At 62.6% G+C, this 15,245-nt stretch carries 13 protein-coding genes; 7 read left to right on the forward strand and 6 right to left on the reverse strand.

The genetic code is table 11. From position 1 onward, the window contains the following. Positions 1–19: 19 nt before the first annotated feature. Together pepT and ACJ8HT_RS11935 are read left to right on the forward strand one after the other, a co-directional pair. On the forward strand, positions 20–1,249 hold the full coding sequence (pepT, locus tag ACJ8HT_RS11930; protein WP_004941154.1) for a peptidase T: 1,230 nt from the start codon (positions 20–22) through the stop codon (positions 1,247–1,249). 90 nt (positions 1,250–1,339) lie between these two features. Further along, complete coding sequence (locus ACJ8HT_RS11935; RefSeq protein WP_197652340.1) at positions 1,340–2,428, forward strand: malate/lactate/ureidoglycolate dehydrogenase; 1,089 nt, start codon at positions 1,340–1,342, stop codon at positions 2,426–2,428. Between the two features lie 42 nt (positions 2,429–2,470). On the opposite strand, the gene ACJ8HT_RS11940 is transcribed toward ACJ8HT_RS11935, so the two are convergent. From ACJ8HT_RS11940 to phoP, 3 genes are all read right to left on the reverse strand, one after another. Next, complete coding sequence (locus ACJ8HT_RS11940; protein ID WP_197651955.1) at positions 2,471–3,592, reverse strand: ribosomal protein uL16 3-hydroxylase; 1,122 nt, start codon at positions 3,590–3,592, stop codon at positions 2,471–2,473. Positions 3,593–3,676: 84 nt separating this feature from the next. Continuing rightward, the gene (phoQ, locus tag ACJ8HT_RS11945; RefSeq protein ID WP_060440708.1) at positions 3,677–5,134 is read right to left on the reverse strand and encodes a two-component system sensor histidine kinase PhoQ; all 1,458 of its coding nucleotides are present in this window, start codon (positions 5,132–5,134) and stop codon (positions 3,677–3,679) included. A gap of 5 nt (positions 5,135–5,139) precedes the next feature. Beyond that, on the reverse strand, positions 5,140–5,811 hold the full coding sequence (phoP, locus tag ACJ8HT_RS11950) for a two-component system response regulator PhoP (protein ID WP_025302513.1): 672 nt from the start codon (positions 5,809–5,811) through the stop codon (positions 5,140–5,142). A 377-nt stretch (positions 5,812–6,188) separates the two neighbouring features. Here phoP and ACJ8HT_RS11955 point away from each other — a divergent pair, with 377 nt between their 5' ends. Then, on the forward strand, positions 6,189–7,208 hold the full coding sequence (locus ACJ8HT_RS11955; protein WP_197651954.1) for an ADP-ribosylglycohydrolase family protein: 1,020 nt from the start codon (positions 6,189–6,191) through the stop codon (positions 7,206–7,208). A 21-nt stretch (positions 7,209–7,229) separates the two neighbouring features. On the opposite strand, the gene ACJ8HT_RS11960 is transcribed toward ACJ8HT_RS11955, so the two are convergent. Next, positions 7,230–7,994 (reverse strand): GntR family transcriptional regulator, encoded by a 765-nt coding sequence (locus ACJ8HT_RS11960; protein WP_194572122.1) that lies wholly within the window; start codon positions 7,992–7,994, stop codon positions 7,230–7,232. A gap of 135 nt (positions 7,995–8,129) precedes the next feature. Here ACJ8HT_RS11960 and pdxR point away from each other — a divergent pair, with 135 nt between their 5' ends. The 3 genes from pdxR (at position 8,130) to ACJ8HT_RS11975 (ending at position 10,933) form a co-directional block, all read left to right on the forward strand. Then, complete coding sequence (gene pdxR, locus ACJ8HT_RS11965) at positions 8,130–9,644, forward strand: MocR-like pyridoxine biosynthesis transcription factor PdxR (RefSeq protein ID WP_197651953.1); 1,515 nt, start codon at positions 8,130–8,132, stop codon at positions 9,642–9,644. Positions 9,645–9,759: 115 nt separating this feature from the next. Beyond that, positions 9,760–10,212 carry a GNAT family N-acetyltransferase gene (locus tag ACJ8HT_RS11970; protein WP_049202749.1) on the forward strand — a complete coding sequence of 151 codons (453 nt, stop codon included), beginning with the start codon at positions 9,760–9,762 and terminating at the stop codon, positions 10,210–10,212. 16 nt (positions 10,213–10,228) lie between these two features. Then, entirely contained in the window at positions 10,229–10,933 is a 705-nt protein-coding gene (locus ACJ8HT_RS11975) for a GNAT family N-acetyltransferase (RefSeq protein ID WP_049273793.1), read from the forward strand. 51 nt (positions 10,934–10,984) lie between these two features. On the opposite strand, the gene purB is transcribed toward ACJ8HT_RS11975, so the two are convergent. Both purB and hflD read right to left on the reverse strand, forming a co-directional pair. Continuing rightward, entirely contained in the window at positions 10,985–12,355 is a 1,371-nt protein-coding gene (gene purB / locus ACJ8HT_RS11980; protein ID WP_033638215.1) for an adenylosuccinate lyase, read from the reverse strand. A 22-nt stretch (positions 12,356–12,377) separates the two neighbouring features. After that, positions 12,378–13,004 (reverse strand): high frequency lysogenization protein HflD, encoded by a 627-nt coding sequence (gene hflD / locus ACJ8HT_RS11985; RefSeq protein WP_100396293.1) that lies wholly within the window; start codon positions 13,002–13,004, stop codon positions 12,378–12,380. A gap of 331 nt (positions 13,005–13,335) precedes the next feature. Here hflD and kup point away from each other — a divergent pair, with 331 nt between their 5' ends. After that, positions 13,336–15,204 carry a low affinity potassium transporter Kup gene (gene kup, locus ACJ8HT_RS11990; RefSeq protein WP_049296670.1) on the forward strand — a complete coding sequence of 623 codons (1,869 nt, stop codon included), beginning with the start codon at positions 13,336–13,338 and terminating at the stop codon, positions 15,202–15,204. The last annotated feature ends 41 nt before the right edge of the window (positions 15,205–15,245 follow it).

The following is a 15,245-nucleotide window of genomic DNA, read 5'->3' on the forward strand; positions in this document are numbered from 1 at the left end:
ATTCTGAGGGGCCGCTACCATGGACAAATTACTTGACCGCTTTTTCAACTACGTCTCTTTCGACACCCAGTCCAAAGCGAACGTAAAGCATGTGCCGAGCACCGACGGGCAGTTGAAGCTGGCGCGCGCGTTGCAGCAGGAAATGATCGCGCTCGGCTTCGAGCGGGTGTCGCTCAGCGAACACGGCTGCGTGATGGGCACCTGGCCGGGCAACGTCGCCTGGCCGGTGCCGGCGGTCGGTTTTATCGCCCATCTGGATACCTCGCCGGATTTCAGCGGCAAACACGTCAATCCGCAGATCGTCGAGAACTATCGCGGCGGCGACATTGCGCTCGGCATCGGCGATGAAGTGCTGTCGCCGGTGATGTTCCCGATCCTGCACCAGATGCTGGGGCAGACCCTGATCACCACCGACGGCAAAACGCTGCTGGGCGCCGACGACAAGGCCGGCATCGCCGAGATCCTCACCGCCATGGTGCGCCTGCGCGCGCGCAAAATCCCGCACGGCGACATCCGCGTGGCCTTCACCCCGGACGAGGAGGTGGGCAAGGGGGCGCAGCTGTTCGACGTGGCGGCCTTCAATGCCGAATGGGCTTACACCGTGGACGGCGGCGGCGTCGGCGAGCTCGAGTGCGAGAACTTCAACGCCGCCTCGGTGACGATCAAAATCCTCGGCAACAGCGTGCACCCCGGCAGCGCCAAGGGCGTGATGGTCAACGCGCTGTCGCTGGCCACCCGCATTCATCAGGCGCTGCCGGCGGACGAAGCGCCGGAGACCACCGAAGGCTACCAGGGCTTTTATCACCTCAGCAGCATCAAGGGCAGCGTAGAGCGCGCCGAAATGCACTATATCCTGCGTGACTTCGAGCGCGAGGGGTTTGAAGCGCGCAAGCGCAAGATGGTGGACATCGCCCGCGAGGTCGGCAAAGGCTTGCCGCGCGATTGCTATATCGAAGTGAGCATCGAAGACAGCTATTACAACATGCGCGAACAGGTGGCGGAGCACCCGCATGTGATTGCGCTGGCGCAGCAGGCGATGCGCGACTGCGACATCGAACCGGTGATGAAGCCGATCCGCGGCGGCACCGACGGCGCGCAGCTGTCGTTCCGCGGCCTGCCGTGCCCGAACCTGTTCACCGGCGGCTACAACTACCATGGCAAGCACGAATTCGTGACCCTGGAAGGCATGGAACAAGCGGTGGCGGTGATCATGCGCATCGCGGCGCTGGCCGCCGAGCGTGCGCGGTAAACAAGACGCTTGCGATCGGCATAATCGCTTGCCGTAACAAGGCGTTGCTCATAGTGTGGAAGCCCATTTCCCACGCATAAGGACCGCATGATGAGCACCGAATACCGTATCGCCAGCCCGCATTTGGCGCAGTTCGTTCAGGCGATTTGGCGCCAGGCCGGCAGCACGGCGCGTGAAGCCGAACTGGTGGCCGATCATCTGGTGCAGGCCAATCTGGCCGGGCACGACTCGCACGGCGTCGGCATGATCCCCAGCTACATGGCGTCGTTGGCGCAGGGGCAATTACAGCTCAATCAGCATGCCGAAGTGGTGCGCGACGCCGGCGCGGTGCTGACGCTCGACGGTGCGCGCGGTTTCGGTCAGGTGGTGGCCAGCGAAGCAATGGCGCTGGGCATTGAACGCGCCGGCAAGCTGGGCCTGGCGGCGGTAGCGCTGCACAATGCGCACCATATCGGCCGTATCGGCCATTGGGCGGAGCAGTGTGCCCGCGCCGGTTTCATTTCGATTCACTTCGTCAACGTGGTGGGCGATCCGATGGTGGCGCCGTTCGGCGGCAGCGATCGTCGCTTCGGCACCAACCCGTTCTGCGCCATTTTCCCGCGGCCGGGCCGCACGCCGCTGCTGTTGGATTTTGCCACCAGCGGCATCGCCTTCGGCAAGACCCGGGTGGCCTATAACAAAGGGCTGTCGGTGGCGCCGGGCTATCTGATCGACGAACACGGGCAGCCGACCACCGAACCGAAAGTGATGCACGAAGCGCCGTTCGGTTCGCTGCTGCCGTTCGGCTTGCACAAAGGCTATGCGCTGGCGGCGATGTGCGAAATCCTCGGCGGCGCGCTCTCCGGCGGCCGCACCACCCACGACGCCACGCTGAAAGCCGACAGCGACGCCATTTTCAACTGCATGACGACCCTGATCCTCGATCCTCAGGCCTTCGACGCCCCGCAAATGCAGGCCGAAGCCGAAGCCTTTATCGGCTGGGTGAAAGCTTCGCCGCCGAGCGGCGAACAGCCGATCGCCGTCCCGGGAGAGTGGGAAGAGGCCAACCGCGTGGCTCGGCTGGAGCAGGGGATCCCGATCGATGCCAATACCTGGCGGCAGATTGGCGCGGCGGCGGAGCAGGCGGGCATGGCGGCGGAGGAACTGGCGGATTACCGCGCGCAGGCGCGGCAGGCATAAAAAAAAGCCACCCGGCAGGGTGGCTTGTTCGCGTGACGGCAATCAGTCGTTAAAGTACCAATACCCGCTGTTGACCAGCGCGGTCAGCAGCGCCAGGAACGACGGATCGTCCACCGCGTCGCCGAGCAGGGCGGCGTCGACGCTGAAGTTTTGGCACAGGGCGTCTGCGGCCGGCAGCTGGTCGGTGTCGATCAGCTCGCCGTTGACGAAGCAGCGATCGCCGACGCGCAGCACGCGCAACCCACCCAGGCGCTGCAGCGCTTCACCCTGTTGCAGCAGCTCGTAGATTTCCCCGGCCTGATATGGTGGCTCCGGCGGCGCCAGATCCAGCTCGTGGCGCGACTGGGAGATGAACTCGCCGAACCAGTGCTGGAAGTGTTCCGGCTGTTGCACCAGATCCAGCATCATCTGCCGTAAGGCGTCCACTTCCTGCGGCAGGATCTCCGCCGGGTGTTCGCGCAGTTTAACGTCCGGATCGCCGTAGCGCTTGCTGCCCAGCTCGCGCGCCAGCACGTAGTCGGCGAAGCCGCTCACCAGCTCACGGCCGTTCGGCGCGCGGAAGCCCACCGAGTAGTTGAGCGCGTTTTCCAGCGCGTAGCCTTCGTGCGGGAAGCCCGGCGGAATGTAGAGAATGTCGCCCGGCTCCATCTCTTCGTCGATGATGGCGTCGAACGGCTCTACCTGCAGCAGATCCGGATGCGGGCAGTGCTGTTTCAGCGGCGTTTTTTCCCCGACGCACCAGCGGCGGCGGCCGGTGCCCTGAATGATGAACACGTCGTACTGATCGAGGTGCGGGCCGACGCCGCCGCCCGGTACCGAGAAGGAGATCATCAGGTCATCCATCCGCCAGTCCGGCAGCTGGCGGAACGGGCGCATCAGCGCTGCGGAAGGCTCATGCCAGTGGTCCACCGCCTGCACCAGCAGCGACCAGTTGTTTTCGCTCAGGTGGTCGAAGCTCTCGAAGGGGCCGTGCGCAACCTGCCAACGGCCGTCCTGGTGGCTGACCAGGCGGCTGTCCACTTCGTTTTCCATCGCCAGCCCGGCCAGCTCATCCGGGGAGATCGGATCGATAAAGTTTTTGAAGCCGCGCTTCAGAATCACCGGACGCTTTTGCCAATAACGTTGCAAAAAATCGTTCCAGTCCAGGTCTAATTGATAATCCATGTTCTATTCCAGGAGAGAGGAGTGAGCCTGAGTGCGATTATAACGGAAGTTTGGCCCCGTGGATCGGGGCCGCAGAGGCATAATTTACTCGTTGTGGTGGGTGTCGTGCTGGCGGGCGAAGGTGACCTGCATGCGCGCGCCGCCGAGCGGGCTGTCGCTGATGACGATTTCGCCGTCGTACTGCTCGATGATCTCCGCCGCCACCGACAAACCCAGGCCCTGGCCGGGGCGCAGGGTATCCACCCGCTGGCCGCGCTGGAAGATCAGCTGGCGCTTGCTTTCCGGGATCCCCGGGCCGTCGTCGTCGATGACGATGGTGAGGTTTTTCTCGGAGTGCAGCGAGGTGATCTCAACGAACTCCAGGCAGTATTTGCAGGCGTTTTCCAACACGTTACCCATCACTTCCATAAAGTCGTTCTTCTCGCCCATAAAGGTCACCTCCGGCGAGATGTCCAGCGTGATCACCACCCCTTTGCGCTGATAAACCTTGTTCAGCGCCACCACCAGGCTGTCGAGCAGCGCCGGCACCGAGTGGATCTCGCGCGTCAGCACCGTCTGGCCGGAGTTGATGCTGGCCCGGTGCAGGTAGTAACCGATCTGCTGTGAGATGCGCCCGATCTGATCCAGCATGATCGGCTCGGCTTCTTCGATCGTGGTCTGTTTACCGCTGCGCAGTGAACGCAGGGTACTTTGCAGCACCGCCAGGGGTGTTTTCAGGCTGTGGGTCAGATCTGACAGGGTGGTGCGATACTTGGTGTAACGCTGGCGCTCGTTGCGCACCAGAATGTTCAGATTGCGCACCAGCCCGCGCAGCTCGCTGGGCGGATTTTCGTCGAGCTGATCGCGCTCGCCGTTCTCCAGCTCGCCCACCTGAGTGACCAGCGCCTTGATCGGCCGCAGGCTCCAGTAGGCCGCTAGCCACAGCAGCGGCACCACCAGCAGCAGGTTGGCCAACAGCACGTAGCTGAACCACTCCCACACTACGTCGGATCGCTGCAGCTCCTGCGGAATGCTGTCGACCACCACGATGGTCAGCGCCGGCAGCCGAGGCGTGGCGGCATAGGTGTTGACCGCCACCGAGTGGGTCAACGCGTTCTGATCGGTATCGTCGTAATCTTTCAGCTGGTTTTGCGCTTTGGGGTTGTCCCCCAGCACTTCGCTACTGACGCGGGTGTCGGTGTCGATTTCGTAGAAGCCGGACTCCTCCAGCCACTCCTTGTTGATCAGCTTCTCCAGTTCAGGCACTTTGCGCTGGCTCCACAGCAGGTTGCCTTTATCGTCGTAGATAAACACCAGCGTCGGGAAGTTGAGATCGATATCGGGGGGAATGGCGATGGTGAGCTTGTTGTCTTTCCACTGCGCCAGGCTGAAGAACAGGTTGCTCTCGCCGCGCAGCAGGCGGAAGGCGGTCTTGTCGAAGCTGACGATGTAGCCGACGACCGCCACCAAACCGTAAGAGAGCGACAGCGCCAGGATCACCCCGGCGGTCGCCATCAGGAAGCGAGCGCGCAGCGAAAACGGTTTTTTATTCTTGTTGAACATCATGTTCACTTCGCGTCAAAACGATAGCCCTGGCCACGTACCGTGGTGATCACTTCATGCGGGTATTCCGCCTGCACCTTTTTACGCAAGCGGCCCATCAGCACGTCGATGGTGTGGCTTTCGCGCAGTTCGGCGTCCGGGTAGAGTTGCAGCATCAACGAATCCTTGCTCACCACCTTGCCGGCGTTGCGGATCAGGGTTTCGATGATGGTGTATTCAAAAGCGGTCAGCTTGATTTGCCGATCGTTAACGCTCAGTTCGCGGCGCGACAGATCGATCTGGAACGGCGGCAGCACGATCACCTGCGAAGCCAGGCCGCTGTTGCGGCGCATCAGCGCCTGCATGCGGGCGATCACTTCTTCCAGGTGGAACGGCTTGGTGACATAGTCGTCGGCGCCGGCTTCCAGCACCGCCACTTTGTCCTGCCAGCTTTCACGGGCGGTCAGCACCAGGATCGGCAGCTTGGTCTGGTGTGCGCGCCAGCGGCGGATCAGGCTCAGGCCGTCTTCACCCGGCAGGCCGAGATCGACGATGGCGATATCCGGCGCGTGTTCCTGCAGGAAGTAATCGGCTTCCTTGGCGTCTTCGGCCGCGTCGACCTGATGGCCCATCTCGCGCATCTGAACGGAAAGGTGGTGGCGCAGCAAACCATTATCTTCAACAACCAGTACTCGCATGGCGAACTCCTGTGACTATGCGGGTGAACGTCCTGTCACCCACGCGATAAAAGGGAACACGCTCTGCGGCGTGTCAGGGGATAACGCGGCCACCTGAACCATTTTGGCAAAAAATGCTGAGGTTATGGTAGGTATAACCCGCTCGGCCTGCAAGAGAGCCGAAGCAATGTATTAAAATAAGCGTTATCAATTTGTTCGCCGACATTATCGGCAAGCTCTGATAAACGTCGGATAAACAGCGGCGGGGCAACGTTAAACGCACCTTAAACGCGGTGGGCATTGCCGGCAGGCGGAAGGGTGAATCGGATCGCTTGAAAAGCTTTAAAGGTACTAATAAGGTATTATTGATGTATCGGCACACTTTTCAGGAGCGACGGATGAAGCAGTTAACCCAGGCAGAACGCATAGCGGGCGCACTTTACGGACAGATGCTGGGCGACGCGCTCGGCATGCCTGCCGAGCTGTGGCCGCGCGAGCGGGTTAAGCGCCACTTCGGCTGGATAGACGGTTTTCTCGATGGGCCGAAGGAGAACACCGCCGCCTGCTACTTCAAGGCCGGGCAATATACCGACGATACCGCGATGGCATTGGCGTTGGCCGATGCGTTGCTGGAAGCAGAAGGCGAGGTGGTGCCGGAACTGATTGCCCGCAACGTGATCCGCTGGGTGGACGGTTTTGACGCTTTCAACAAGAACATTCTCGGCCCCAGTTCCAAACTGGCGCTGAGCGAGCAGAAAGCGGGCACGCCGATCGCCGAGTTGGAAAACAACGGCATCACCAACGGTGCGGCGATGCGCATTTCGCCTTTGGGCTGCGTGCTGCCTTCCGCGCCGCTGGAGGATTTCTGCCAGCAGGTGTGGCTGGCTTCCAGCCCGACGCACAAATCCGACATCGCCGTCGCCGGTGCCGTGGCGATCGCCTGGGCCGTCGCGCGGGCGGTGGAGGGGGCGGACTGGGCCTCGATTCGCCTGGCGTTGCCGGAGGTGGCGGAGTATGCCCAGCGCCGGCAAGAGACGACGTTCAGCCCTTCGCTGGCGGCGCGCATCGAACTGGCGTTTCAGGTGGTGGATGAAGCCGCTGACACCGAGCAGGCCTCCGAACGGGTGTATCAGCTGATCGGCGCCGGGGTGAGCACCATCGAGTCGGTGCCCGCGGCGCTGGCGATGGTGCAGCTGTCGCAAACCGATCCTACCCGGTGCGCCGTGCTGTGCGCTAACCTGGGCGGCGACACCGACACCATCGGCGCGATGGCCACCGCGATTTGCGGCGCGCTGCACGGCGCAGAAGCGATCGAACCTGGGTTGCTGGCGGAGTTAAAACGGGTGAATCCGCTGGATATCGAGGCTTACGTTCGGGCGTTCGCGCGTTTTCGCCGCCGCCAACAGGGCGAGGCGTAAGCGACCGCGTGACGCAACGGATCAGCTTTCGCTGGTAAATTCGTACATGTCGCTGCGGCAGAAGCTTTCGCTGTATTCGATCGGCTTTTTATGGTGGTCGAACAGCGTCTGGCGCACGATCAGCAGCGGCATCGGTTCCGAGAGCCGCAGCGCCTGACGGATATCGTCGTCGGCCATCGCCGCGCTGACCTGGCTGCGCAGCGATCCCATCTCAACCTTATTGCGCCGGAAGTAGTCGTACAGCGAAATGCCGATCTCGTCGACGTTGGCAATTGCCGTCACCACCACGTAGGACACCGCCACTGACATTGGCCGCCGATCGATCAAGTGAATGCGTTTGAGTTTGTAGATCGGCGTACCGGCCGCCAGCTGGAGCTTTTCAGCCAGCTCAGCGCCGGCGGCCATCCGTTCGCGGCTGATCCATTGAGTGTCCGGCCGGCGCCCTTGCTGTATCACCTCGCGCGAGAATCCTTTGACGTCTGCCAATGAATAGAACAGCTTCGGCTCGGGCCGTTGCGGTTGGATAAAGGTGCCGTAACCGCGCGAACGGCCGATGATACCGTCCTGCTCGAGGCAGGCCAGCGCTTTGCGCACCGTAATGCGTGAGATGCCGAGCCGTTCGGTGAACAGGCGCTCGCTGGGCAAAAAATCCCCCGAATTCAGCAACCCCTGTTCGATGGCCTGGCGCACCGAGGCGTTGAAGCGCAAATACAGCGGCATCGCGCCCGCACTGGCCAGATCCTGCTGCAGTTTGTCCAGCAGACGCTGGTTGGTCTCCTTGCTCATAGCCGACGGAAGTCCTGTAGCCGCAATGCGATGGCTTATTTAAGGGGATTTCGCCGGGCAGTGCAACTGCCGCCGCCGCCGGGGTGAAATGAGGTAGAGTAGTGCATCGGCCCCAGAGCCAGGAGAAATCCCCCCATGAGCGACATCCCAAGACACGCGGACGACGCGGCGATCCTGTCCGCCTTCGCGCAGCAGCGCCGGCAAGGCCTGACCCGGCGTTCTGCGCTGCATCAGGCCCTGTTGCAACTGATTGCCGCCGGAGAACTGCCCTGGCGGACGAAGCTGCCGCCAAGCCGTGCATTGGCGGCCCGGCTGGCGGTGGCGCGCGACACGGTGGAACAGACCTACGCTCGGCTGGAGGCGGAAGGGTTCATCAGCCGAACGGTGGGGCGCGGCAGCTTTGTGCGCTATCGCTGCGACACGCTGCTCGGCCGCGAACTGCTGGCGACGGCGACGGAGCAAGAAGCGCGGCTGGCGGAGCGCGAGCTGAGCGACCGCGGCCGGGCGTTGCTGGCGGTCAGCCATACGCCGCACACCAGCCGCCAGGCTTCGCTGACGCCTTCGCTGGCGGATCTGCGGGCGTTTCCCATCGACCAGTGGCTGCAGCGGGAGAAGCAGGCGCTGCGGCAGCACGGCGAGCGGCTGTTGGGGTATGCCGATCCGCAAGGGTTGCCGGAGCTGCGCGCGGAGATCGCGCACTACCTGCAGCGGGAGCGGGGCGTCAAGGCGACGGCGGAGCAGGTGATCGTAGTGACCAGCTCTCAGCAGGCGCTGGCGCTGTGTACCCAGGTGCTGTTCGATCCCGGCGATGCGGTGTTCGTCGAAGAGCCGGGTTACCAGGGGGCGAAAAAGCTGGTGCAGTCGGCGGGGCTGCAGGCGCGGCCGATCGGCATCGACGGGCAGGGGCTGGATGTCGGGCAGCTGATGCAGGCCTCGGGCGGCGGACGGGGCGTTTATATCACGCCGTCCCATCACTATCCGCTGGGGTATTCGCTGAGCCTCGATCGGCGGCTGGCGCTGTTGCAGTGGGCGCAGCGGCAGCGAGCCTGGATCATCGAAGATGATTACGACGCCGAGTTCAACTACGACCGGCAAACCAAGGCGGCGCTGCAGGGGTTGGACGGCGGCGGGCGCACGCTGTACCTCGGCACCTTCAGCAAGACGCTGTTTCCGGGGCTGCGCATCGGTTTCATGATCGCGCCGCCGCAGCTGGTGCGGCCATTGGTCGCCGCCAGGCAGTTTCAGGACGGCTACACGTCGGCGCTGGCGCAGATGACGCTGTTCCACTTCCTGCACGAGGGCGGCTACGCCGAGCATCTGCGTAATATGCGCACGCTGTACAAGGCGCGGCTGGACGCGCTGTACGACGCGGTGCATCGTCACCTGGCGGCCTGGACGCGCCCGGCGCTGCCGCAGGGCGGGCTGCAGCTGGTTTGCCCGTTGGCGGATGCGGCGACGGAGCGGCGGCTGGTGGCGGCCGCCGCCGAACGGGGGATTCGGCTGTACGGCCTGGCGGACTTCTACACCGGCACGCCGCAGCGCGGGGCGTTGGTGCTCGGCTTCTCGGCCTATACGCCGGATGAGATCGTGCGCTTTATCACGACGCTGGCGCAGGTGTTCAGCGTGCTGCCGGTGGCAGGCGACGGTTAAAATTGGTCTGCTCTGCGTTTTTGATTGGTCCGTATTGCACCGCCGCCGCGCGGTGTATTCTGCCGCTATCCGATTATTTCCCTAATGGAAATAATATCTTACTCCGTGAGGCGCTATGAACCTATCCAACCCTGAAGTGACTATCCGCAGAATCAATGGCGACGACAAAGCGCAATGGCTGGCGCTGTGGCAGGGCTATCTCGATTTTTACCGCGCCGACGTGGCGCCGCAGGTGACCGATCGCACCTTCGAACGCCTGGGGCAGGATGAACAGGTGTACGGGCTGGTGGCAGAGGATGCCGAGGGCCGGCTGCTGGGGCTGATGAACCTGGTGTTCCACCCGTCCACCTGGAGCGCGGTCGGCTATTGTTATATCGAAGATCTCTATGTGTCGCCGCAGGCGCGCGGCCACAAGGTGTCGGAAAAGCTGTTCGAACAGGCATACCGTTTGGCAGAGACGCGCGGCAGCGATCGGGTCTACTGGATGACCCAGGAGTACAACGCGCCGGCGCGCTCGCTGTACGACAAAATCGGCAGAAGAAGCTCGTTTATCGTTTATTCCCGTTAATCGCAGGAGGGCGTTTATGGCAATGAATCGTTATGGTCAGCCGGTCGGGGAACCGATGCCGGATTGGCAGCCGGCTCGCCGCCCGGGCGGCGCGACGCTCGGCGGGCGTTTCTGCTCGCTGGCGCCGCTCGAGCCGCAGCGGGATTACGCTGCGCTGTTCGAGGCGTTTCAACTGGCGCCGGACGGCCGCGACTGGACCTATCTGTCTATCGAACGGCCCGATACGCCGGCGGCGATGCTGCAACATCTGGAGACGCTGCAGGCCAACCCGGCGCTGGTCAATCTGACGGTGTTCGACGCCGCCAGCGACGCGCCGGTGGGCACGGTGGCGCTGATGCGCATCGACGAGGCCAACGGCGTGCTGGAGATCGGCCACGTCAGCTGGTCGCCGTTGATGAAACAGCGCTCCAGCGCCACCGAAGCCATCGCGCTGCTGCTGCGTTACGCCTTCGACACGCTGGGTTACCGCCGCTGCGAGTGGAAGTGCGACAGCCATAATGCGCCGTCGCGCCAGGCCGCGCTGCGCTTCGGTTTTCGCTACGAGGGTAACTTCCGCTTCGCGGTGATCGTCAAGGGGCGCAGCCGGGATACCGACTGGTTCGCCATCACCGCCGATCGCTGGCCTGCGGTGCGGCAGGCGCTGGCGCGCTGGCTGAGCGCGGACAACTTCGATGCGCAGGGGCGGCAGATAGCCAGGCTGCAGGTGTTGCGCGGCGAATAGCAAAGAAAAAGGCGGCCCGAGGGCCGCCTTGTCGTTGTCAGGCTAAAGCGCTTACTTCAGCTCGTCGACCATGGTGGTGGCGCGGCCGATGTAGTTGGCCGGGGTCATCGCCTTCAGACGGGTTTTCTCTTCTTCCGGCAGCGCCAGGCCATCGATGAACGCCTGCATGCCGGCAGCGTCCACGCGCTTGCCGCGGGTCAGCTCTTTCAGCTTCTCGTAAGGCTTCTCGATGCCGTAGCGGCGCATCACGGTCTGGATCGGTTCGGCCAGCACTTCCCAGTTGTGATCCAGTTCGTCCAGCAGGTGCGCCTGGTTCACTTCCAGCTTGCTGATGCCTTTCAGGGTGGCCTGATAGGCGATCAGCGCGTAGCCCAGGCCCACGCCCAGGTTACGCAGCACGGTGGAGTCGGTCAGGTCGCGCTGCCAGCGGGACACCGGCAGTTTGCCCGCCAGGTGGCCCAGCACGGCGTTGGCCAGGCCCAGGTTGCCTTCGGAGTTTTCGAAGTCGATCGGGTTGACCTTGTGCGGCATGGTGGAAGAGCCGATTTCGCCGGCGATGGTCTTCTGCTTGAAGTGGTTCAGGGCGATGTAGCCCCAGATGTCGCGGTCGAAGTCGATCAGGATGGTGTTGAAACGCGCTACGCAGTCGAACAGCTCGGCGATGTAGTCATGCGGCTCGATCTGGGTGGTGTACGGGTTCCAGGTGATGCCGAGCGAGGTCACGAACGCCTCGCTGAACTGGTGCCAGTCCACTTCCGGGTAAGCGACGATGTGGGCGTTATAGTTGCCGACCGCGCCGTTGATTTTACCCATGATCTCCACGCGCTCCAGCTGACGGTACTGGCGCTCCATGCGGTAAGCCACGTTGGCGAACTCTTTACCGACGGTCGACGGGGTCGCCGGCTGGCCGTGGGTGCGCGACAGCAGCGGGATATCGCGGTATTCCAGCGCCAGCCCTTTCAGCGCGTCGATGATCTTGCGCCAGTAAGGCAGCACCACGTCCTGACGGGCGCTTTGCAGCATCAGCGCGTGCGACAGGTTGTTGATGTCTTCGGAGGTGCAGGCGAAGTGGATGAATTCGGACACCGCGTGCAGCGCAGGCACCGCCGCCACTTTTTCCTTCAGGAAATACTCGACCGCTTTCACGTCGTGGTTGGTGGTGCGCTCGATGGTTTTGATGCGCTGAGCGTCTTCTTCATTGAATTCCGCGACGATTTTGTCGAGGAAAGCGTTTGCGTCGGCGTCAAAAGCGGGAACTTCCTTGATTTCTGCGCAGGCCGCCAGTTTTTGCAGCCAACGTACTTCAACCTGTACGCGGAATTTCAGCAGACCGTATTCGCTGAAAATGGGGCGCAGTGCGCTGACTTTATCACCGTAGCGTCCATCAACGGGGGAAACGGCGGTCAGTGAGGATAATTCCATCGGTAGCAACTCCTGGGATCGATTAACAATGAGCAACGATATTTTGCGCCTGTTTGAACAGACGATTACGGGAAAACATTAACTGCAGGCGGCTGCCGCCGACCTGCTGCCACAGCACGGCGGCGCGAATGCCGGCCAGCAGCGTGGCGCGAACCTTGGCCTGCACCTGCGGGTTCTGCAAGATTGCCGGCGAACCGGTCACCTGGATGCGCGGCCCTAGCGGGCTGACCACGTCGACGTAAATGCCGGCCAGCGCGCTGATAATGGTGTCCGACTCAAGATCGAAGTGCGCCAGCTGGCGCTCGAGCTGGCCGAGGCGTTCGCCGAGCGTGTTCATCGCCGGTTTGTTGGCGTTGAGCTTGCGCTCCAGCACCATCAGGCTGATGGTGTAGCGGGTCAGTTCCGCACCCGGCCCTTTGTTGTTGGCGTTAAGTACGCCCATCAGGGTTTCGAGGCCGACCAGCAAATTGCGTTCTTCACCGCCGAACACCGCCAGCGTGGAGGGCGGGTCCATCTGCAGCAGGCTTTTCAGCGAGGTTTGAAAGGCTTCGCGGTTACATTGCCCTTCATGGGCCAACTGCTGAACCAAACGCGCCGCCTGGCTGATACCCGCCATGGCCAGCGTGATGTCATAATAATTCTTCGCCACGATGACTCCTGTAAACGCGGTGAACGGTACATGGCTTACTGCATAAGGTTGTGTGTATCGCCAGGGTAACGGCGGCGGCCGCGAACGGGAACGATCGGGCGTGGCTGTAACAACGATGACAACGAATGCCGCGGATCATGCCACAAAATCGAGGGTAAACCCAGCGTCTAATACGCCCGTAACGAGGCGGAGGCGCCGTGCGGCGCAGAACTGTGCAAATAGGCGGCGAAAATCGCCGGCGTGGCGACGCGAACATATTGTTGCGGCGGCAAATAAAGTGCGGCGGCTGCATCTATACTGCCAACGTGAGCCCTCAAATAAAGACCTTTATATGCACGTAAAAAACAAGCAGCCGCTGCCGGCGGTGACGCTGGCGGCCATCGGCGTGGTGTACGGCGATATCGGCACCAGCCCGCTGTACACCCTGCGCGAATGCCTGACGGCAGAGGAGGGCATCACCATGACGCCGGCCTCGATCTACGGCTTTCTGTCGCTGATCTTCTGGCTGCTGACGCTGGTGGTGTCAATTAAATACATTTGTTTCGTGATGCGCGCCGACAACGACGGCGAGGGGGGGATCCTGACGCTGATGTCGCTGGCGATCCGCAACCTGGATGCGCGCTGGGTGCCGGCGGCGGTGCTGATCGGGCTGGTGGGCGGCAGCTTCTTTTATGGCGACGGGGTGATCACCCCGGCCATTTCGGTGCTCTCGGCCATCGAGGGGCTGCAGATTATCGCCCCCGAGCTAGACCGCTTTATCGTGCCGCTCTCGCTGCTGGTGCTGACCGCGCTGTTTGCGATCCAAAAACACGGCACCGGCAGCGTCGGCAAGCTGTTCGCGCCGGCGATGGTGATCTGGTTCCTGACATTGGCGCTGCTGGGCATCGGCGGCATTTTGCATCACCCCGGCGTGCTGCGGGCGTTGAACCCTTACTGGGCGGTGAATTTTTTCCTCGAGTACAAGGCGGTATCGTTCTTTGCGCTGGGCATGGTGGTGCTGTCGGTGACCGGCGCCGAAGCGCTGTACGCCGATATGGGCCACTTCGGTAAAAAACCGATCCGCCTTGCGTGGTTTACCCTGGTGGCGCCGTCGCTGGTGCTGAACTACTTCGGCCAGGGGGCGCTGCTGCTGGCCAACCCGGCGGCGATCAACAACCCGTTCTTCCTGCTGGCGCCGACCTGGGCGCTGATCCCGCTGCTGGTGATCGCCACGCTGGCGACGGTCATCGCCTCGCAGGCGGTGATCTCCGGCGTGTTCTCGCTGACGCGCCAGGCGGTGCGGCTGGGCTACCTGCCGCCGATGCGCATCATTTATACCTCCGATCAGGAGTCCGGGCAGATTTACATTCCGGTGGTGAACTGGCTGCTGTTCGCGGCGGTGCTGATCGTGATCATCAGCTTCAAACACTCCAGCAACCTGGCCTCGGCTTACGGCATCGTGGTGACCGGCACCATGCTGCTGTCGTCGATTTTGCTGAGCATCGTGGCGGTGAAAAACTGGGGCTGGCCGCGCTATCTGGGCGGGCTGATGCTGGTTATCATGCTGTGCATCGACGTGCCGCTGTTTGGCGCCAACCTGATCAAACTGGCGACCGGCGGCTGGCTGCCGGTGGCGCTCGGGCTGACCATTCTGCTGATCATGCTGACCTGGAAGACCGAGCGTTCGCGCCTGATCCGCCGGCTGCGCGATAATCAGGAGGGGCTGACCGCGCTGATCGAATCGCTGGAGAAGGCGCCGCCGAAGCGGGTGCCGGGCACCGCCGTGTTTATGGAGCGCACGCCGCACGCGGTGCCGCTGGTGCTGTTGCACAACCTGAAGCACAACAAGGTGCTGCATGAGCGCGTGGTGCTGCTGACCATCGTCACCACCGACATGCCGTACGTGCACAACGTGCAGCGGGTGGCGATCGAACAGCTGTCGGCGAGCTTTTGGCGGGTGGTGGCGAGCTACGGCTGGCGCGAAACGCCCAACGTGACGGACATCCTTTATCGTTGTGGGCTGGAAGGGATGAGCTTCACCATGAACGAGACCTCGTTCTTCATGTCGCGCGATACGCTGGTGCTGGGCAAGCGGCCCTGGTATTTGCGCATTCGCGGCAAGGTGTTCCAGCTGTTGCAGCGCAACGCGCTACGGGCGCCGGACCTGTTCGAAATCCCGCCGAACAGGGTGATCGAACTGGGGGCGCAGGTGGAATTTTGAATAAAAAAAAAGCTGCGGTAAACGCAGCGTTTTTCTTGGGC

Origin of the sequence: Serratia sp. CY44782 (assembly GCF_052168715.1) — a bacterium.
Lineage (GTDB): Bacteria > Pseudomonadota > Gammaproteobacteria > Enterobacterales > Enterobacteriaceae > Serratia > Serratia nevei.